General features: G+C 60.0%; 21 protein-coding genes. 20 read left to right on the top strand and 1 reads right to left on the bottom strand.

Annotation, left to right across the window (positions count from 1 at the left end):
- Positions 1-42: 42 nt before the first annotated feature.
- Positions 43-600: a DcrB family lipoprotein gene (locus IM291_RS18300; protein ID WP_028014694.1), complete on the top strand. Its 558-nt coding sequence runs from the start codon at positions 43-45 to the stop codon at positions 598-600.
- A gap of 4 nt (positions 601-604) precedes the next feature.
- Here the strand turns inward: IM291_RS18300 and IM291_RS18295 are convergent, their stop codons facing one another.
- A complete protein-coding gene (locus IM291_RS18295; protein WP_192987446.1) occupies positions 605-1,822 on the bottom strand; it encodes an MFS transporter in 1,218 nt (405 codons plus the stop codon).
- A gap of 145 nt (positions 1,823-1,967) precedes the next feature.
- Here IM291_RS18295 and IM291_RS18290 point away from each other — a divergent pair, with 145 nt between their 5' ends.
- From IM291_RS18290 to IM291_RS18200, 19 genes are all read left to right on the top strand, one after another.
- A complete protein-coding gene (locus IM291_RS18290; RefSeq protein ID WP_041911893.1) occupies positions 1,968-3,017 on the top strand; it encodes an AI-2E family transporter in 1,050 nt (349 codons plus the stop codon).
- Between the two features lie 319 nt (positions 3,018-3,336).
- Positions 3,337-3,726 carry a hypothetical protein gene (locus IM291_RS18285; protein ID WP_028014697.1) on the top strand — a complete coding sequence of 130 codons (390 nt, stop codon included), beginning with the start codon at positions 3,337-3,339 and terminating at the stop codon, positions 3,724-3,726.
- A 68-nt stretch (positions 3,727-3,794) separates the two neighbouring features.
- Complete coding sequence (locus IM291_RS18280; protein ID WP_150145209.1) at positions 3,795-4,859, top strand: class I SAM-dependent methyltransferase; 1,065 nt, start codon at positions 3,795-3,797, stop codon at positions 4,857-4,859.
- A 47-nt stretch (positions 4,860-4,906) separates the two neighbouring features.
- The gene (locus tag IM291_RS18275) at positions 4,907-5,629 is read left to right on the top strand and encodes a beta-ketoacyl synthase chain length factor (RefSeq protein WP_045259378.1); all 723 of its coding nucleotides are present in this window, start codon (positions 4,907-4,909) and stop codon (positions 5,627-5,629) included.
- Positions 5,626-6,441, top strand: a complete 816-nt coding sequence (locus IM291_RS18270; protein ID WP_063155494.1) for a 1-acyl-sn-glycerol-3-phosphate acyltransferase — start codon at positions 5,626-5,628, stop codon at positions 6,439-6,441. The genes IM291_RS18275 and IM291_RS18270 overlap by 4 nt, the downstream gene beginning before the upstream one ends.
- Positions 6,422-6,679: a phosphopantetheine-binding protein gene (locus tag IM291_RS18265; protein ID WP_028014701.1), complete on the top strand. Its 258-nt coding sequence runs from the start codon at positions 6,422-6,424 to the stop codon at positions 6,677-6,679. Before IM291_RS18270 ends, IM291_RS18265 begins: the two co-directional genes overlap by 20 nt.
- A gap of 10 nt (positions 6,680-6,689) precedes the next feature.
- Positions 6,690-6,941, top strand: a complete 252-nt coding sequence (locus IM291_RS18260) for an acyl carrier protein (RefSeq protein WP_024908875.1) — start codon at positions 6,690-6,692, stop codon at positions 6,939-6,941.
- Positions 6,942-6,995: 54 nt separating this feature from the next.
- Positions 6,996-7,535, top strand: coding sequence for a hypothetical protein (locus tag IM291_RS18255; RefSeq protein ID WP_226840425.1), 540 nt, complete (start codon positions 6,996-6,998; stop codon positions 7,533-7,535).
- Positions 7,528-8,889, top strand: coding sequence for an acyl-CoA synthetase (locus IM291_RS18250; RefSeq protein ID WP_049138144.1), 1,362 nt, complete (start codon positions 7,528-7,530; stop codon positions 8,887-8,889). The genes IM291_RS18255 and IM291_RS18250 overlap by 8 nt, the downstream gene beginning before the upstream one ends.
- Positions 8,876-9,229, top strand: a complete 354-nt coding sequence (locus IM291_RS18245; protein ID WP_192987442.1) for a hydroxymyristoyl-ACP dehydratase — start codon at positions 8,876-8,878, stop codon at positions 9,227-9,229. The genes IM291_RS18250 and IM291_RS18245 overlap by 14 nt, the downstream gene beginning before the upstream one ends.
- Positions 9,220-10,911 (top strand): glycosyltransferase, encoded by a 1,692-nt coding sequence (locus IM291_RS18240; protein ID WP_192987440.1) that lies wholly within the window; start codon positions 9,220-9,222, stop codon positions 10,909-10,911. The genes IM291_RS18245 and IM291_RS18240 overlap by 10 nt, the downstream gene beginning before the upstream one ends.
- A gap of 3 nt (positions 10,912-10,914) precedes the next feature.
- Positions 10,915-11,337, top strand: a complete 423-nt coding sequence (locus IM291_RS18235) for a thioesterase family protein (protein ID WP_028014706.1) — start codon at positions 10,915-10,917, stop codon at positions 11,335-11,337.
- Positions 11,334-11,939, top strand: a complete 606-nt coding sequence (locus tag IM291_RS18230) for an outer membrane lipoprotein carrier protein LolA (protein WP_192971950.1) — start codon at positions 11,334-11,336, stop codon at positions 11,937-11,939. Before IM291_RS18235 ends, IM291_RS18230 begins: the two co-directional genes overlap by 4 nt.
- On the top strand, positions 11,908-14,232 hold the full coding sequence (locus IM291_RS18225; protein ID WP_192971951.1) for an MMPL family transporter: 2,325 nt from the start codon (positions 11,908-11,910) through the stop codon (positions 14,230-14,232). The genes IM291_RS18230 and IM291_RS18225 overlap by 32 nt, the downstream gene beginning before the upstream one ends.
- Positions 14,229-14,807 carry a DUF3261 domain-containing protein gene (locus IM291_RS18220; RefSeq protein ID WP_028014709.1) on the top strand — a complete coding sequence of 193 codons (579 nt, stop codon included), beginning with the start codon at positions 14,229-14,231 and terminating at the stop codon, positions 14,805-14,807. The genes IM291_RS18225 and IM291_RS18220 overlap by 4 nt, the downstream gene beginning before the upstream one ends.
- A gap of 1 nt (position 14,808) precedes the next feature.
- A complete protein-coding gene (locus IM291_RS18215) occupies positions 14,809-15,978 on the top strand; it encodes a beta-ketoacyl-[acyl-carrier-protein] synthase family protein (protein WP_041911882.1) in 1,170 nt (389 codons plus the stop codon).
- On the top strand, positions 15,975-16,448 hold the full coding sequence (locus tag IM291_RS18210) for a 3-hydroxy-fatty acyl-ACP dehydratase (protein ID WP_047362581.1): 474 nt from the start codon (positions 15,975-15,977) through the stop codon (positions 16,446-16,448). The genes IM291_RS18215 and IM291_RS18210 overlap by 4 nt, the downstream gene beginning before the upstream one ends.
- Entirely contained in the window at positions 16,445-17,176 is a 732-nt protein-coding gene (locus tag IM291_RS18205) for a 3-ketoacyl-ACP reductase FabG2 (RefSeq protein WP_028014712.1), read from the top strand. The genes IM291_RS18210 and IM291_RS18205 overlap by 4 nt, the downstream gene beginning before the upstream one ends.
- Positions 17,173-18,402: a beta-ketoacyl-ACP synthase gene (locus IM291_RS18200; protein ID WP_028014713.1), complete on the top strand. Its 1,230-nt coding sequence runs from the start codon at positions 17,173-17,175 to the stop codon at positions 18,400-18,402. Before IM291_RS18205 ends, IM291_RS18200 begins: the two co-directional genes overlap by 4 nt.

Raw genomic sequence — 18,402 nt, 5'->3', positions numbered from 1 at the left:
GTGAATGAGCCGCTATGGCCGTTTATCGAAAGGAAGAAGTCAATGCGCAATCTGGTTAAATATGTCGGGATTGGCCTGCTGGTTGTGGGTCTTGCAGCCTGTGATAACAGCGACACAAAAACGCCTGCTCAGGGCGCATCCGCAGAAAGCAACGCGACCGGTCAACCGGTGAATCTGATGGATGGCAAACTCAGTTTCTCTCTGCCAGCCGATATGACTGACCAGAGCGGCAAGCTGGGCACCCAGGCGAATAACATGCACGTTTACTCCGACGCAACCGGCCAGAAAGCGGTCATTGTGATTGTGGGCGACGACACCAGCGAAGACCTGGCCGTCCTGTCCAAACGTCTGGAAGATCAGCAGCGCGGCCGCGATCCGCAGCTGCAGGTGGTAACCAATAAATCCATCGAGCTGAAAGGCCATAAGCTGCAGCAGCTGGACAGCATCATCTCCGCGAAAGGCCAGACCGCCTGGTCTTCTGTGGTGCTGGGCAAGGTTGATAACAAACTGCTGACCCTGCAGATCACCCTGCCAGCGGAAGATCAGCAGAAAGCGCAGACGGCTGCTGAAAACATCATTAACACCATCGTGATCCAGTAACCCTTCACGACGATGACGTGGCCTCCGGTGCCGGCACCGGGGGCCATTTTTTTAGCCGCCACGTCAGCAGCAGGGCAATTATCACCAGACCCGCCGCGGCAAGATAGATCACCGGTACCCCCGCCCAGGCCATCACCAGCCCCGCCAGCGGCCCGGTAATGCCTAAAGACATATCCATAAATACCGTATAGGTCGCCAGCGCCGCCCCCTGGTTCTGCTGCGGCACCGCTTTAACCGCCACCACGCCCAGTGCCGGGAAGACCAGCGAGAAACCGGCTCCCGCCAGGAAGACGCCAATTTTCGCCATCCAGGGCGCGCTGGCGATGCCGGTTAACAGCAGCCCGACAATCTCTACCGTAAAGCAGATCATCGCCACGTTCAGCCCGCCCAGACGGTTGATACCGTTCGGGAAAAGCAGGCGTGCGCCAACAAACGCACCGCTGAAGAGGGTTAATGCAAAGGCCGCGCCCTCCCAGCCTTTGGCGTCATAAAACAGGGTAATGAAGGTCGCAATGACGCCGAAGCCGGTGGTCGCCAGGGCCAGCGCCATGCCGTACGGCCAGACGCGCCCCAGCACGGCCCGAAACGGCAGCGGCTTGCCCTTGCTGGCCTTCACCTTCGGGCGCGGCAGCGCAAACAGTATCGCCACAAGCGCGACCGCTATTATGGTCAGCGACAGTCCATACAGACCGCCAAAGGCGTAACAGGCCACGCCAAGCGGCGCGCCGAGCGCCATCGCCCCGTAGGTGACGATCCCGTTCCACGAGATAACCCGGCCAATGTGTGGTGCACCGACAACCCCCACACCCCATAGCGTCGAGCCGGTTCCTGCCAGGCTTTGCCCAATCCCGAGAATGACGCGGCCCAGGCAAAGCAGCGCCAGGCTGACCAGCGGCCAGTGGCTGGTAGCGGCAGCCAGCAGGTAGCTCAGACCACTGAGCAAACAGCCGCACAATCCCACTACCACGATGCTTTTGGGACCGAACAGGTCGGCGTAGCGCCCGGCGTGCGGGCGGCTAAGGAGCGTGGCGAAATACTGCAGGCTGATGACCAGCCCCGCCCAGAACGCGCTAAAACCCATCACGTCATGGACGTAGCCCGGCAGAACCGCCAGCGGCAGGCCGATCGTTAAATAGCTGGCAAAGTTGAAGATAACGACGGAAACAATGCGCAGATTGAGGCGCAATCCGCTCAGCGCCGGTTCGGCGGCAGGTTCTGGCATGGGGTTCTACCTGAATTTTTTGCAACAGTGTTTCACTATTACCACGGAGCAATAAGAAAATCAGCCCCGACTTTCAGATTATCGGTGCCAGACGAAGCGGCCCTAAGGCACTACACTTATCGGGTCATCTTATTAAGGAACGCGCATGTTAGCTCCCCAGCCCGATAAAGCAGGACTCCACATCTTATTAAAACTCGCCTGTCTGGTGGTTATCCTTGCGGGTATACATGCTGCCGCTGACATTATCGTCCAGCTCCTGCTGGCGCTCTTTTTTGCCATTGTCCTCAATCCGCTGGTGACCTGGTTTTTACGCCGGGGCGTGAGCCGCCCGGTGGCCATCACCATCGTGGTTATCGTGATGCTGATTGGCCTGACGGCGCTCTTCGGCGTACTGGCGGCATCGCTGAGCGAATTCTCCACCATGTTGCCGCAGTACAATAAAGAGCTGACGCGTAAAATCGTCGCGCTGCAGGAGATGATGCCCTTTCTTAACCTGCATATTTCACCAGAGCGGATGCTGCGCAGGATGGATTCCGAGAAGGTCATGACCTACGCCACCACGCTGATGACCGGTCTTTCCGGCGCGATGGCCAGCATACTGCTGCTGGTCATGACGGTGGTGTTTATGCTGTTCGAAGTGCGCCATGTTCCGTATAAGCTGCGCTTTGCTTTAAATAACCCGCAAATACACATTGCCGGCCTACACCGCGCCTTAAAGGGCGTCTCCAAATATCTGGCGCTGAAAACGCTGCTGAGCGTCTGGACTGGGATTATTGTCTGGCTGGGGCTGATGCTGATGGATGTTCAGTTCGCGCTGATGTGGGGGGTGCTGGCGTTTCTGCTGAACTACGTGCCGAATATTGGCGCGGTGCTTTCCGCCGTGCCGCCGATGATTCAGGCGTTTCTGTTTAACGGTTTCTACGAATGTATGCTGGTCGGAGCGCTGTTCCTCGTCGTGCATATGGTGCTGGGCAACATTCTTGAACCGCGCATGATGGGGCACCGGCTGGGCATGTCGACGCTGGTGGTGTTTTTATCCTTGCTGATTTGGGGATGGCTGCTGGGCCCTGTCGGCATGCTGCTGTCGGTCCCGCTGACCAGCGTATGTAAAATCTGGATGGAAACCACCAAAGGGGGCAGCAAGCTGGCGATCCTGCTTGGGCCGGGGCGGCCGAAAAGCCGGTTGCCGGGGTAACGTATCTGTCTGTATAAACGGGTTTATACCGTCAAATACCGCGACGCTCACCGTCGCGGTATTTTTATTTGCGTTAAGGCTTATTCCTTCCGTTTTTTATCAACTCATCCAGATTTCGCTTAAATGCAACACCCCTTAAATCAAATTAAAAAAAACGGAATGATTAATTATTTTGCGTGATATTATACCCCGCCTTAGCGACGACGTAATGTAAACATTAATATTGATTAAAAACACACCTGACTTAATCCCTAAGCCTGGTGATGCTTATTTGTAAAAAACACTACCTTTAATTGTTATTATTGATATGGAGTTGTTGATGAAAAAGCTCGTTAAATGGTGCACTGCCGCCGTATTCGTTGGCGCACTGGCTGGCTGTGCGCGTACCGCCCCTATCGCTCAGGTTCACTCTGTCGTGAGCGCGGGTCATACTGCCGATCAGGTGAAAACAGCCATTTTGAAAGCAGGCCAGAAGCGTGACTGGATCATGACGGAAGCGGGCCCGGGCGTGATTAAGGGCCGTCTGCAGGCACGCGATCACTCGGTCCAGGTGCGTATTCCCTACTCTGCGACAAGTTATTCAATTAATTACGAAAGCAGCCTGAACCTGAAAGCGGCAGACGGTAAAATTCACAAAAATTATAACCGCTGGGTGAACAACCTCGACCATGATATTCAGCTGAACCTTTCTGCGGGTGCCGCGCTGTAATATTTTTCTAAAGTCGGGCCGGACATGGCCCGATAACCTCATTTCTTACCCTGAAAGGTTACGCAACAATGTACGAAAAGGACACGCTCAGCGCGCTGGATGCCATTACCGAAGCGCAACGCATCGCTTTTGCGCCGATGTTATTTCAGACCGCGCTTTGTCTGCGTAACTCGGGCGTTCTCGCCTGGCTCGATAAACAGGGTAATAAGGGGGCGAGCCTCGACGAAATAACCGAAAACAGTACACTGAGCAGTTATGCCGTCAGCGTATTGTTAGACATGGGATTAAGCGGGCGGATAATTACTTATAAAGAAGGTCGTTATTTCCTGGCGAAAGTGGGCCATTTCTTACTCCACGATCCCATGACCCGCGTTAATATGGATTTCACGCAGGACGTCTGTTACCAGGGGTTATTTCATCTGGCCGATGCCCTGCAGAAAGAAAAACCGGCTGGATTATCCGTATTTGGCGACTGGCCAACCATCTATCCGGCTTTATCCCAGCTTCCTGCCCCGGCAAAAGAGAGCTGGTTTGCCTTCGATCATTACTATTCCGACGCCGCTTTTGACGCTGCGTTGCCATATATATTCGCAAGCTCGCCGACAAAATTGTACGATGTGGGCGGAAATACAGGTAAATGGTCGTTACGCTGCTGCCGCTATGACGACAATGTTGCCGTGACGATCCTCGATCTCCCGCAGCAGATAGCGCTGGCGCAGGAAAACATCGAAAAAGCAGGTTTTTCTCATCGTATTGGATTCCATGCTGTCGATATGCTTAGTCCGTCGGCATTGCCGGGAGATGCCGACGTCTGGTGGATGAGCCAGTTCCTCGACTGTTTCTCTCCGGATCAGATTGTCGCCATGCTGACGCGCGTCGCAGAGGTCATGAAGCCTGGCGCACGGTTGTGCATCATGGAGCTTTTCTGGGATGCCCAGAAATATGAAGCGGCGGCTTTCAGCCTGAATGCCACCTCGCTCTATTTCACCTGTATGGCGAATGGCAATAGCCGGTTTTACAGCGTAGAGAAGTTTTATCACTACCTGGAAAGGGCGGGCTTCAGCATAGCACAGCGGCTGGATAACCTTGGGGTAGGTCATACCCTGTTAATTTGCACCAAACGTGAACAATAGCGCAGCCTGGCTGCCCTTTGAATACGGTATTCCGCGGACGCGCGTAGATGAAATTTTCACTGAACATTATTGACTGGCAGGCAAGAGCGCCAGGACTAAGCGATGCCGCAGAGTGGCAGGCGTGGTCGCGCCTGCAGTCGACCATCGACCCGACGGCTCCTCTACCCCGCCTGACCGCGTTACCCATGATGACCGCGCGCCGCCTTAACTCAGGCAGTAAGCTGGCGGTGGATATTGGTCTTGCCATGCTGCAAAGCCACGCCATAGACGCCGTCGTCTATTCCAGCCGCCACGGCGAGCTGGAGCGCAATTACCGTATTCTGCATACGCTGGCGACCGGGCAGGCCGTCTCGCCTACCGACTTCGCCATGTCCGTGCACAATTCCGCGGTGGGCAATCTCACGATCGCCGCTCGTCAGCCTGTTGTCTCATCATCCATTTCCGCCGGGCTGGACACCTTCCAGCAGGCCCTGTGTGAAGTGCTGAGCCTGCTGCATGCGGGCTACTCCCGCGTCCTGCTGGTGGATTTTGACGGCGCGCTGCCGGAATTTTACCATCCGGCGTTACCGCCGCAGATGCCTACCTGGCCGTACGCGGTGGCGCTGGTGGTTGAAGCCGGCAGCGAATGGCAGTGCGAAACCCGCAGCGGCAGCACAGGCGAGGAAGCCGCCCTGCCGCAAAGCCTGATGTTCCTGCAACGCTATCTCCGCGAGGAACGGCAGTTTGTGGTGCCCGGCGAACGTTTGCTGTGGCAGTGGGCGCGCCAATGAACCGCCTGACCGCCCGGATCAACTGGCTATGGCGTCTGGCCATGACCGGATTCTGCTTCGTGCTGTTTGGCGCGGGCGGGCTGCTGTTGTCGCTGGTCTGGTTCAACCTGCTGCTGATTGCCCAGCGCGATCGCGCCAAACGCCGTCGCCTGGCGCGCCGCAGCATCGCGGCCAGCTTCCGCTTCTTCTTAACCGTTGCCCGCGGCACCGGGGTGCTCGACTATCGCATCCACAATCTTGATGCTCTGCGCGGCGATCGGGGCTGCCTGGTAGTGGCTAACCACCCTACGTTAATTGACTACGTGATTCTGGCGTCGGTAATGCCCGAAACCGACTGTCTGGTGAAAAGCGCGTTACTGCGCAATCCGTTTGTCAGCGGCGTTATCCGCGCGGCGGATTATCTGATTAACAGCGAGGCCGAGCCTCTACTCACCGCCAGCCAGCAGCGTCTGGCCCAGGGCGACACGCTGTTAATCTTCCCGGAAGGGACGCGTACCCGCCCAGGTGAGGCAATGTCCCTCCAGCGCGGCGCGGCAAATATCGCCGTGCGCTGCCGCAGCGATCTGCGGATCGTACTCATCCACTGCAGCGAGCACCTGCTGGATAAAAAAAGCCGCTGGTATGATGTACCGCCCGCAAAACCTGTCTTTACCGTCGATGTGCGCGATCGCGTGAACATCGACGAATTTTACGATGCAAGGCAACAAGAACCGGCACTGGCGGCAAGGCAGTTAAACCGGCACCTGCAGCATCGATTAACATCAGGCCTTCAATCTTTGTCAGGAATTAATGATGCAAGCGCTTTATCTTGAAATTAAGAATCTCATTATCACCACGCTGAATCTGGACGAGCTTACCGCAGAGGATATTGATACCGATGCCGCGCTGTTTGGCGACGGGCTGGGTCTCGACTCTATCGACGCGCTGGAGCTGGGTCTGGCGGTGAAAAACCAGTATGGCGTGGTGCTTTCTGCCGAAAGCGAAGAGATGCGCCAGCACTTCTTTTCCGTCGCCACCCTGGCGTCCTTTATCCACGCCCAACGCGCCTGAGATGTGAACTATGACCGAACAAGAAACCATTTATCAGGAAGTCTGCGGCCTTCTGACCAAACTCTTTGAAATCGACCCGCAGGACATTACGCCCGAAGCCCGTCTTTACGAAGACCTGGAGCTGGACAGCATTGACGCGGTGGACATGATTGTCCATCTGCAGAAGAAAACCGGTAAGAAAATCAAGCCGGAAACCTTCAAATCGGTTCGTACCGTTCAGGATGTGGTAGACGCCGTCGAACAGCTGCTGCGCGAAGAGTAAGACACCGTGCGTGATGGACGGACGTTCCCGGTCATCCCACTTCTGACGGGGCTGATGCTGCTGGCGTGGCCCTTCCTGATTGGATTTGGGCTGACGCATAACAGCCTGCCGTGGCTGCTGCCGGTGTTGGCGCTGCTGTTGCTGCTGCGGCTGCGTCAGGCGCGGCGTAACACCGGCCCGATGCGGTATGTGGTGCAGTGCGTGGCGCTGGCGGGGATCGCGCTCTGCGCGGCAAGCTACCTGCTGAAAACCCACCAGTGGCTGCTGTTTTACCCTGTGGTCGTTAATCTTGTGATGCTCGCCGTGTTCGGCGGTTCGCTCTGGACAGCGATGCCGCTGGTCGAACGCCTGGCGCGCTTACGTGAGCCAAATTTGCCGCCGGAGGGCGTGCGCTATACCCGCAGGGTGACCCTCGTCTGGTGCGGATTTTTCATCGGCAACGGGGCGATGGCGCTGTATACCGTCCTGCACGGCGACATGCATCTGTGGACGCTGTGGAACGGTATGGTGGCTTACATCCTGATGGGGACGCTGATGGCGGCAGAGTGGCTGGTGCGCCAGCGGGTGATAAAAAAAGAGATGCACAATGAATAACCCCCTTCCGCTGGGCCAGTGGTTAAACGCGCCCCGCCCTGACGACACGCCCGTCGCCTGGCTCGACGATCGTACCTGGACGCTGGGCCAGCTGCGCCACGACGTGACGTTACTGGTCGACACCCTGCGTCAGCAGGAAGGCGAGCGCTGGGCGCTGTGCTTTGAAAACAGCTACCTGTTTATCGTTGCGCTGCTGGCCTCGCTGCATGCTGGTAAAACGCCGGTCATTCCCGGCCATAGCCGCGTTTCGCTGCTTGAGGAGCAGCAGCCGCTGTTTAGCGGCGTCCTGAGCGATCGGTCCCTCGATATTGACGGGCAGCTGATTGTGGTAGCCTCCCGCCACCAGACGATCGCCCGCTGGGTACCCCTGCCGGAGATTAACGAAAACCGCTTCGTCGAGCTGTTCACCTCCGGCTCCACGGGAACGCCGCGCCGGGTGGTTAAGCACATCGTCAGCCTGGATCGCGAAGCCCGCCTGCTGGCTGACCGCTTCGGCGAACGCCTGGCTGGCTGTAGCGTTGTGGCCTCCGTCGTCCCGCAACATCTCTACGGCCTGACATTTCGCATCGTACTGCCGATGGCGATGGGCCTGCCGCTGCATGCCGCGATGCTCTACTACGCAGAGCAGCTGGCCGCCCTTCCTCATGACCGGCATTACCTGTTCATCAGCAGCCCGGCGTTCCTGAAGCGCCTGGATACCGAACTGGCCGCGCCGCCCGTCAGGATGCTGATTTCCGCGGGCGGAATGCTGCCCTGGCGTGACGTCTCCACCACGGTTGGCTGGCTTAACATCTGGCCGGACGAAATTTATGGCAGCACCGAAACCGGGATCCTCGCCTGGCGCCATCGCGTGGAAGATAACCTGCCGTGGCTACCCTTCCCCGGCGTAAACTTCCATCAGGAAGATGACGCCTGCCGCGTCACTTCGCCGCTTATCCATGAGGCTGAAGGACTCCAGCTGGACGATATCCTCCACTTCGACAGTGCGGGGCTGTTTAGCATCGCCGGTCGCCGCGGGCGGGTGGTCAAAATTGAAGAAAAGCGCATCTCGCTTAACGAGATTGAGCGTCGCCTGCTGGAGCTTGACGGCGTTTGCGAGGCGGCTGCGCTGCCGGTTACGCGCGGGGGCCGTCAGGGGATTGGCGTCCTGCTGGTGCTGGATGAGGCGGTTCGTCAGCGCTGGCATCTGCAGGATAAAAAAGCGCAGGAGTTCGCCTGGCGACGCGCCCTGCTGCCGTGGCTTGAGCCGGTCGCCGTTCCACGCTACTGGCGCATTGTCGATGAGATGCCGGTAAACAGTATGAACAAGCGTGTCTATGCGCAGTTAGAGGAGTTATTTCATGAAAATTCATGAAATCGAGCGCCATCAGGCACAGCCGGAGAAGCTGGAGATCGTGTTGCATCTCGACGCCTCTCTGTTCTGGTTTCGGGGCCATTTTGCCGTACAGCCGCTGCTGCCCGGCGTTGCGCAGCTTGACTGGGTGATGCACTACGCAACGACCTTACTGGCACCGGGCTACCGCTTTCACAGCATTCAAAACGTGAAGTTCCAGGCGCCTCTGCTGCCGGAAACCACGGTGACGCTGGTGCTTGAGTGGCATGCCGGGCGCAAACTGCTGACCTTCAGCTACCTGCGTCATGACGGGGCTGAACGCCATACCGCCAGCAGCGGGAAAATTCGTCTATGTCAGTAACCTTCCGCCCCTGCGTGCTGATCCCGTGCTACAACCACGGCGCCACGATGGCCAGCGTGCTGTCGCGCCTCTCGCCGTTTGGCCTGCCGTGCCTGGTGGTGGATGACGGCAGCGAAGCCGCCACCCGCCAGGAGCTTGAGCGGCTGGCGGCGGAACAGCCGCAGATGACGCTGGTCCGTCTGGCGCAAAACGCCGGCAAAGGTGCCGCGGTCATCAGGGGGCTGGAGGAGTGCGCGCGTGCGGGCTATACCCACGCCCTGCAGGTGGACGCGGACGGCCAGCACGCCATCGAAGATATTCCCAAAATGCTGGCGCTGGCGGAGCGTCACCCGGACGCGCTGATTTCCGGCCAGCCCGTTTACGATGATTCTATCCCGCGCTCGCGGCTCTACGGGCGCTGGGTCACCCACGTCTGGGTATGGATTGAGACCTTATCCCTGCAGCTTAAAGACAGTATGTGCGGCTTTCGGGTCTACCCGGTCTCGCCCACGCTGCGGCTCGCCGCGCGTGAAACGCTCGGTAAACGGATGGACTTTGATACCGAAGTGATGGTCCGTCTCTACTGGCAGGGCAACACCAGCGTCTTTCTGCCCACCCGCGTGACCTATCCGCAGGACGGGTTGTCCCACTTCGACGCGTTGAAAGATAACGTGCGGATCTCCCTGATGCATACCCGGCTGTTCTTCGGCATGCTGCCCCGCATTCCCGGCCTGCTCTTCCGTCGACGCGGCCAGCACTGGGCGCAGCAGGACGAGGTTAAAGGCCTGTGGGGCATGCGCCTGATGCTGCGTGTCTGGCAGCTGCTGGGGCGGCGGGCGTTTACCGTGCTGCTGTGGCCGGTTATCGGCGTCTACTGGCTGATCGCGCGTCCGGCGCGGCAGGCTTCGCGGCAGTGGATTGCACGCGTGAAGCAGGTGCTGATGCAGCGGAACATGCCTGTTCCAGAACAGCTCAACAGCTTTTTCCATTTCATGCGCTTCGGCAACGCGATGCTGGACAAAGTCGCCAGCTGGCGCGGCGAGCTGAAGTTTAAGCGCGACGTGGTCTTTGCTCCCGGCGCGAGCGAAACGCTTAATATCGCCGCGCCGCAGGGCAAGCTGCTGCTGGCCTCGCATCTTGGCGACGTAGAAGCCTGCCGGGCGCTGGCCCAGCTGGACGGCAGCAAAACCATCAACGCCCTGGTCTTCAGCGAGAACGCCCGGCGTTTTAAGCAAATTATGAACGAAATGGCGCCCCAGGCCGGCGTGAATTTGATGTCGGTCACCGACATCGGCCCGGACACCGCCATTGCCATCAAAGAGAAGCTTGAGCGCGGAGAATGGGTCGCGATCGTGGGCGATCGCATCGCCGTCAACCCGCAGCGTGGCGGCGAGTGGCGGGTGATCTGGAGCCCGTTCATGGGCCAGCCCGCACCGTTCCCTCAGGGGCCGTTTATCCTGGCCTCCATCCTGCGCTGTCCGGTGGTGTTGATTTTCGCCCTGCGCCAGCAGGGTAAGCTCGTCCTGCACAGCGAGCCGTTTGCCGACCCGCTGATCCTGCCGCGCGGGGAACGCCAGCAGGCGCTGCAGGCTACCGTCGATCGCTACGCGCAGCGGCTGGAGCATTACGCCCTGATGTCGCCGCTCGACTGGTTTAATTTTTTCGATTTCTGGCATCTGCCAGAGTCCAGAGAGAAGGAGTAAAGGGTGCTGACCGATCCCCGCTTTACGACTGAAGTTGAGATCACCGTTCCGTTCCACGACGTCGATATGATGGGCGTGGTCTGGCACGGCAACTATTTCCGCTACTTTGAGATCGCCCGCGAGGCGCTGCTCAATCAGTTTGACTATGGCTATCGCCAGATGAAAGCCTCCGGCTACGTCTGGCCCGTTGTCGACACGCGGGTGAAATACCGCGATGCGGTGACCTTTGAGCAGCGTATTCGCGTTCGCGCGCAGATTGAAGAGTATGAAAACCGCCTGCGCATTGCCTATCAAATTTTCGATGCGCAAACCGGCAAACGCACCACCACCGGCTACACCATCCAGGTAGCGGTAGAAGAAGCCACCCGCGAAATGTGCTTTGTCAGTCCGGCAGTACTGTTTGAACGTATGGGAGTCACGCCATGAAATGGTTGCCTTTGCTGACGCTGCTCGTCAGCCCGCTGGTCAGCGCCGTGACGCTGGATGAACTGCAGCAGCGTTTCACCGAGCAGTCCGTGGTGCGCGCGCACTTCGAACAGGTCCGCACGATAAAAGATATGCCGCAGCCGCTGCGCTCGCAGGGCGAGATGCTGATCGCCCGCGACAGCGGCCTGCTGTGGGATCAAAAAGCGCCGTTTCCGATGACGCTGCTGCTGGACGACAAGCGGATGGTACAGGCGATCAACGGCCAGCCGCCGCAGACCATCACCGCCGACAATAATCCGCAGATGTTCCAGTTCAACCACCTGCTGCGGGCCCTGTTCCAGGCCGACCGCAAGGTGCTGGAAGAGAACTTCCGCATCGATTTTAAAGACCTGGGCGCGGGCCGCTGGTCGCTGGTGCTTACCCCAAAAACGACGCCGCTGGACAAGATTTTCGCCACCCTCGATCTGGGCGGCGCGACCTATCTTGAGACGATCCGCCTGAACGACAGGCAGGGCGACCGTACCGATATCGCCCTTTCAAACCACCAATTGACGCCCGCCAGCCTGACCGATGACGAACGCCAACGCTTTGCCGCACCGTAAATCCCTGCGCCCGGCGCTGCTGTGGGCCACGGTATGTCTGGTTATGCTGGGCGTGCTGCTGTCGCTGCTGCCCGGCGCGCGGCTGAACAGCAGCGTGCTGGCCATGCTGCCGAAGCAGACGCTGGGGGCGATCCCTCCGGCGCTCAACGACGGGTTTATGCAGCGTCTCGACCGCCAGCTGGTCTGGCTGGTCAGCCCCGGCAAAGAACCCGATCCGCGCGTGGCGCAGCAGTGGCTTGAACTGCTGCACGGCAGCGACGCGCTCAGCGAGGTCAAAGGCCCGATGGACGCCGCCGGGCAAAAGGCCTGGGGAGAATTCTTCTGGCAGCACCGCAACGGGCTGATTGATCCGGCCACCCGCGCCCGCCTGCAAAACGGCGGAGAAGCGCAGGCGCAGTGGATTTTATCCCAGCTCTACTCCGCCTTCTCCGGCGTCAGCGGTAAAGAGCTGCAAAACGATCCGCTGATGCTGATGCGCGGCTCGCAGCTCGCCCTGGCGCAAAACGGCCAGAAGCTGCGGCTGATGGACGGCTGGCTGGTCACGCAAGATGAAGCGGGAAACTACTGGTATCTGCTGCACGGCGAACTGGCGGGCTCATCATTTGATATGCAGCAGACCCACCGGCTCGTGACGACGCTTAATGCGCTGCAACAGACGCTGAAAGCGCGTTACCCGCAGGCGCAGCTGCTTTCGCGCGGGACGGTGTTCTACAGCGATTATGCCAGCCAGCAGGCTAAACGCGACGTCTCAACGCTGGGCATCGCCACCCTACTTGGGGTGTTCCTGCTGATCGTGGCGGTGTTCCGCTCTCTGCGCCCGCTGCTGCTGAGCGTGCTCTCCATTGCCATCGGCGCGCTGGCGGGCACGGTGGTGACGCTGCTGCTCTTTGGCGAACTGCACCTGATGACGCTGGTGATGAGCATGAGCATCATCGGTATTTCGGCCGACTATACCCTTTACTACCTGACCGAACGGATGGTGCACGGCGCGGAGCTCTCTCCCTGGCAAAGCCTGGCCAAAGTGCGCAATGCGCTGCTGCTGGCGCTGCTGACGACCGTCGCCGCCTACCTGATTATGATGCTGGCCCCCTTCCCCGGGATCCGCCAGATGGCGGTATTTGCCGCGACGGGGCTGAGCGCCTCCTGCCTGACGGTGATTTTCTGGCATCCGTGGCTGTGCCGGGGTTTGCCGGTGCGCCCGGTTCCCTTTATGGTCCTGATGTTGCGCTGGCTGGCCGCCTGGCGACGCAGTAAAAAACTGTCCGTTGGTCTGCCCGTCGCGCTGGCGCTGCTCTCCGCCGTGGGAATGAGCACCCTGAAGGTGGACGACGACATCGCCCAGCTGCAGGCGCTGCCGAAAGATATTCTGGCGCAGGAGAAAACCATTACCGCCCTGACCGGCCAAAGCGTCGATCAGAAATGGTTTGTGGTGCATGGCGCTTCGCCCCAGCAAACGCTGGAGCGGCTGGAAGCCTTTACTCCCGCGCTGGCCGAGGCGCAAAAGGCGGGGGATCTCACCCGTTGGCGCACCCTGCCGCTGAACTCGCTGGCCCGCCAGAAAAGCGACCTTGCGCTGCTGCGGGACGCCGCGCCTGCGGTGACGAACGTGCTGAAAAGCGCAGGGCTCAACGCCGTTTCCCCCAATCTGGACGCCATGCCGGTCAGCGTGGACGCGTGGCTTGAAAGTCCGGCCAGCGAGGGCTGGCGTCTGCTCTGGCTGACACTGCCGGGCGGGGAAAGCGGCGTGCTCGTGCCGGTGGACGGCGCAAAAAACAGCGCGGCTCTCGGTGAGCTGGCCGCGCGCTATGACGGCGTCGTCTGGGTGGACCGCAAGGCCAGCTTTGACAGCCTGTTTGCCCTCTACCGCACGCTGCTGACGGGGCTACTGTTTGCGGCGCTGGCGGTGATAGCCTGCGGGGCGATACTGCGCCTCGGCTGGCGCAAAGGGCTGATAAGCCTGGTGCCGTCCGCACTGTCGCTAAGCTGCGGGCTGGCCGCGCTGGCCGCAACGGGCCACCCGGTAAATCTGTTTTCACTGCTGGCGCTGGTACTGGTGCTCGGCATTGGCATTAACTACACGCTGTTCTTCAGCAACCCGCGCGGTACGCCGCTGACTTCGATGCTGGCGATTACCCTGGCCATGATGGCCACCCTGCTGACGCTGGGCATGCTCGTCTTCAGCGCCACCCAGGCTATCAGCAGCTTTGGTATTGTGCTGGTGAGCGGTATTTTCACCGCCTTCCTGCTGGCACCGCTGGCGATGCCGGATAAGAAAGAGAGAAAACGTAAATGAACGCTGTTTATCGCGCCGTCGCGCTGGCCGCGGCGCTGCTGCTGGCAGGCTGCAGCCATTCGACCGATACCAAAGAGACGCGGCCTCAGGCCTGGCTTCAGCCTGGCACCAAAGTCACTCTGCCGCCGCCCGGCATCAGCCCGGCAGTAAGCTCCCAGCAGCTGCTGACCGGCAGCTTTAACGGGCAAACGCAGTCCCTGCTGGTGATGCTCAACGCGGATGCGCATAAGGTCACGCTGGCCGGCCTCTCTTCCGTGGGCATTCGCCTGTTCCTGGCAACGTACGACGAGAGCGGTATTCATACCGAGCAGTCTATCGTCGTGCCGCAGCTGCCGCCCGCCAGCCAGGTGCTGGCCGACGTAATGCTCAGCCACTGGCCGATTAGCGCCTGGCAGCCGCAGTTGCCGAAGGGCTGGACGTTAACGGACAATGGCGATCGGCGCGAGCTGCGCAACGCCAGCGGCAAGCTGGTGACGGAGATTGTCTACCTCCAGCGCAAAGGCAAGCGCGAGCCGATCAGCATCGAGCAACACGTATTCAAATACCACATCACCATTCAATATCTGGGTGACTGAGATGATTTATATATCCGCTGTTGGCATGGTCAACGCGCTGGGCAACTCGCCTGATGAAATTGCCGCCAACCTGGCTGCGGGCGTGGCGCCGGGCATGCACGCCCGGACCGGCTGGCTGCAGGGAATGCCCGAAGCGGTACTGGGCGGGGTGGAAGGCGAACTGCCGCTCATCCCGGACACCTTCTCTGCACACCGCACCCGCAACAACCAGCTGCTGCTGGCCGCGCTGGCGCAGATTCAGCCCGCCGTTGACGAGGCCATCGCCCGCGTTGGTCGCGACCGCGTGGCCGTGGTGCTGGGAACCAGCACCTCCGGGCTGGATGAAGGCGATGAGCACGTGCGTCTCATGACCGACGGCGAGACCAGCACGCGCTGGCAGTATCCGCAGCAGGAGCTGGGCGATCCTTCCCGCTTTCTCGCCAACTGGCTGCAGCTTGAAGGCCCGGCCTATACGATCTCCACCGCCTGCTCCTCCAGCGCGCGGGCGATGATCGGCGGCAAACGCCTGATCGAAGCCGGGCTGGTGGATATCGCCATTGTCGGCGGAGCAGACACCCTGAGCCGGATGCCCGTGAACGGCTTTAACAGTCTTGAATCCTTCTCCCCCACGCTCTGCGAGCCGTTTGGCCGGGACCGCCGGGGGATCACCATCGGTGAAGCGGCGGCGCTGATGGTATTAAGCCGGGAGCCCGCGGACGTGGCGCTGCTCGGCACGGGCGAATCCAGCGATGCGTACCATATTTCCGCCCCGCATCCGCAGGGCGACGGGGCGATAAGGGCTATCACTCAGGCGCTCAGCGAAGCGGGCATGCAGCCGGACGACATCGGCTACATCAACCTGCACGGCACGGCCACGCCGCTCAACGATCAGATTGAATCACAGGTGGTTCACGATCTCTTCGGAGAAAGCGTGCCGTGCAGTTCAACCAAACACCTTACCGGCCACACGCTGGGCGCTGCCGGCATTACCGAAGCGGCTTTGAGCTGGCTTATCCTGACGCGCGATCTGCCCTTGCCGCCGCAGGATTTTTCCCGCTACGCTCCGGACGAGACGCTGGCGCCGTGCGGCCTGCTGCACCAGAGCACCGCCCTGAAAAAGCCGGTGATTTTGTCTAACTCGTTCGCGTTTGGCGGCAATAACGCCAGCATTCTGCTGGGGAGAGCGTCATGAGCTATCTATCACCCGAAGCCTATTTGCCGCACGATGCGCCCATGATGCTGCTGGGGTCCGTTGAAAATGTGACGGATGACATGGCGGTCTGCCGCGTGGCGGTTGACAGGCAAAGCGTGCTGGCGCCGTTTCTCAATGCCGATGGCGACCTGCCGGGCTGGTACGCGCTCGAGCTAATGGCGCAGACCGTTGGCGTCTGGTCGGGCTGGCATCGTCAGCAGCAGGGGCAGGAACATATCGCGCTGGGCATGGTGCTCGGCGCGCGCGAGCTGGTCTGCGCCAGCGGGCGTTTCGCCAAAGGCTTAACGCTGGACATTACCGTTAAGCTGCTGATGCAGGACGAACGCTTCGGCAGTTTTGAATGCACGATTTGCGCAGGTGAAGAGACGCTGGCCACGGGCCGGGTCAATACCTTCCAGCCGAGTGCAGAAGAATTAACATCGCTTTTTAATCAGGGATCCCACGCATGAGTCGTTCCGTACTGGTCACAGGGGCCAGCAAAGGCATTGGTCGCGCCATCGCCCGCCAGCTTGCCGCTGACGGGTTTACCGTCGGCGTGCATTACCATCGTGATGCCGCAGGCGCGCAGGAGACGCTGGACGCCATCACGCAGGCGGGCGGCAGCGGCCGTTTACTCTCGTTTGACGTAGGCAACCGCGAGCAGTGCCGTGAAGTGCTTGAGCAGGAAATTGATGCCCATGGCGCATGGTATGGCGTGGTCAGCAACGCCGGAATTACCCGCGATGGCGCTTTTCCGGCACTGAGTGAAGACGACTGGGACAGCGTGATCCACACCAATCTCGACAGTTTTTATAACGTCATACACCCCTGCATTATGCCCATGATCGGCACCCGTCAGGGCGGGCGCATTATTACCTTATCCTCCGTCTCCGGTGTGATGGGCAACCGCGGCCAGGTGAACTACAGCGCGGCCAAAGCGGGCATTATCGGCGCCACCAAAGCGCTGGCGATCGAGCTGGCAAAACGCAAAATCACCGTGAACTGCATTGCGCCAGGGCTGATTGATACCGGCATGATTGAGATGGAGGAGGCCGCGCTGAAGGAAGCGATGTCCATCATCCCAATGAAACGTATGGGCCAGGCTGAGGAGGTCGCCGGGCTGGCAAGCTATCTGATGTCGGATATCGCGGGCTACGTCACCCGCCAGGTCATTTCGATTAACGGAGGAATGCTATGACGCGTCGCGTGGTGATTACGGGCATGGGCGGCGTCACCGCCTTTGGCGAGAACTGGCAGTCCGTTTCCAGCCGACTGCTGGCGTATGAAAACGCCGTGCGTAAAATGCCGGAATGGCAGGTTTATGATGGCCTGCACACCCTGCTGGGCGCGCCGATCGACGATTTCGCGCTGCCGGAACACTATACCCGCAAGCGTATTCGCGCCATGGGCCGCGTGTCGCTGATGTCTACCCGCGCCACAGAGCTGGCGCTGGAGCAGGCGGGGCTGATTGGCGAAGCGGTGCTTACCAACGGGCAAACCGGCATCGCCTACGGTTCTTCGACAGGCAGCACCGGCCCGGTCAGCGAATTCGCGACCATGCTTACCGAAAAGCACACCAATAACATCACCGGGACAACCTACGTCCAGATGATGCCGCACACCACCGCGGTGAATACCGGCCTGTTCTTTGGACTACGTGGCCGCGTGATCCCAACGTCGAGTGCCTGTACCTCCGGCAGCCAGGCGATTGGCTACGCCTGGGAGGCAATTCGCCACGGGTATCAAACCGTGATGGTCGCGGGGGGCGCGGAAGAGCTTTGTCCGTCTGAAGCGGCGGTGTTTGACACGCTGTTTGCCACCAGCCAGCGCAACGACGAACCCAAAACCACCCCCTCGCCGTTCGATACGCAGCGCGATGGTCTGGTGATTGGGGAAGGCGCAGGCACCCTGATTCTGGAGGAGCTGGAGCACGCCAGAGCGCGCGGGGCCACCATCTACGGTGAGATCGTGGGCTTTGCCACCAACTGTGACGCGGCCCATATCACCCAGCCGCAGCGTGACACCATGCAGATATGCATGGAGCAGTCGCTGGCGATGGCGGGGTTAAGCGCCCGGGATATGGGGTATATCTCCGCGCACGGTACCGCCACCGACCGCGGCGATATCGCCGAAAGCCAGGCCACGGCCGCCATCTACGGTGACAGCGTGCCGGTTTCTTCGCTGAAGAGCTATTTTGGCCACACGCTGGGGGCCTGCGGCGCGCTGGAAGCGTGGATGAGCCTGCAGATGATGCGCGAAGGCTGGTTTGCCCCGACGCTCAATTTAACGCAGCCGGATGAGCAATGCGGGGCTTTAGATTATATTATGGGAGAAGCCCGTCAGATTGACTGCGAGTATCTGCAGAGCAATAACTTCGCGTTTGGCGGCATCAATACCTCGATTATCATTAAACGCTGGGCGTAA

The sequence above is a fragment of the Enterobacter cloacae complex sp. P27C genome (assembly GCF_014895705.1).
Lineage (GTDB): Bacteria > Pseudomonadota > Gammaproteobacteria > Enterobacterales > Enterobacteriaceae > Enterobacter > Enterobacter bugandensis.
This window is presented reverse-complemented; position numbering and strand designations above follow the sequence as displayed.

Bases quoted from the DNA above. Each gene is read 5' to 3' on its own strand.
- IM291_RS18300 (WP_028014694.1), top strand. From the start codon at position 43: ATGCGCAATCTGGTTAAATATGTCGGGATTGGCCTGCTGGTTGTGGGT.
- IM291_RS18295 (WP_192987446.1), bottom strand. From the start codon at position 1,822: ATGCCAGAACCTGCCGCCGAACCGGCGCTGAGCGGATTGCGCCTCAAT.
- IM291_RS18290 (WP_041911893.1), top strand. From the start codon at position 1,968: ATGTTAGCTCCCCAGCCCGATAAAGCAGGACTCCACATCTTATTAAAA.
- IM291_RS18285 (WP_028014697.1), top strand. From the start codon at position 3,337: ATGAAAAAGCTCGTTAAATGGTGCACTGCCGCCGTATTCGTTGGCGCA.
- IM291_RS18280 (WP_150145209.1), top strand. From the start codon at position 3,795: ATGTACGAAAAGGACACGCTCAGCGCGCTGGATGCCATTACCGAAGCG.
- IM291_RS18275 (WP_045259378.1), top strand. From the start codon at position 4,907: ATGAAATTTTCACTGAACATTATTGACTGGCAGGCAAGAGCGCCAGGA.
- IM291_RS18270 (WP_063155494.1), top strand. From the start codon at position 5,626: ATGAACCGCCTGACCGCCCGGATCAACTGGCTATGGCGTCTGGCCATG.
- IM291_RS18265 (WP_028014701.1), top strand. From the start codon at position 6,422: ATGCAAGCGCTTTATCTTGAAATTAAGAATCTCATTATCACCACGCTG.
- IM291_RS18260 (WP_024908875.1), top strand. From the start codon at position 6,690: ATGACCGAACAAGAAACCATTTATCAGGAAGTCTGCGGCCTTCTGACC.
- IM291_RS18255 (WP_226840425.1), top strand. From the start codon at position 6,996: ATGCTGCTGGCGTGGCCCTTCCTGATTGGATTTGGGCTGACGCATAAC.
- IM291_RS18250 (WP_049138144.1), top strand. From the start codon at position 7,528: ATGAATAACCCCCTTCCGCTGGGCCAGTGGTTAAACGCGCCCCGCCCT.
- IM291_RS18245 (WP_192987442.1), top strand. From the start codon at position 8,876: ATGAAAATTCATGAAATCGAGCGCCATCAGGCACAGCCGGAGAAGCTG.
- IM291_RS18240 (WP_192987440.1), top strand. From the start codon at position 9,220: ATGTCAGTAACCTTCCGCCCCTGCGTGCTGATCCCGTGCTACAACCAC.
- IM291_RS18230 (WP_192971950.1), top strand. From the start codon at position 11,334: ATGAAATGGTTGCCTTTGCTGACGCTGCTCGTCAGCCCGCTGGTCAGC.
- IM291_RS18225 (WP_192971951.1), top strand. From the start codon at position 11,908: ATGACGAACGCCAACGCTTTGCCGCACCGTAAATCCCTGCGCCCGGCG.
- IM291_RS18220 (WP_028014709.1), top strand. From the start codon at position 14,229: ATGAACGCTGTTTATCGCGCCGTCGCGCTGGCCGCGGCGCTGCTGCTG.
- IM291_RS18215 (WP_041911882.1), top strand. From the start codon at position 14,809: ATGATTTATATATCCGCTGTTGGCATGGTCAACGCGCTGGGCAACTCG.
- IM291_RS18210 (WP_047362581.1), top strand. From the start codon at position 15,975: ATGAGCTATCTATCACCCGAAGCCTATTTGCCGCACGATGCGCCCATG.
- IM291_RS18205 (WP_028014712.1), top strand. From the start codon at position 16,445: ATGAGTCGTTCCGTACTGGTCACAGGGGCCAGCAAAGGCATTGGTCGC.
- IM291_RS18200 (WP_028014713.1), top strand. From the start codon at position 17,173: ATGACGCGTCGCGTGGTGATTACGGGCATGGGCGGCGTCACCGCCTTT.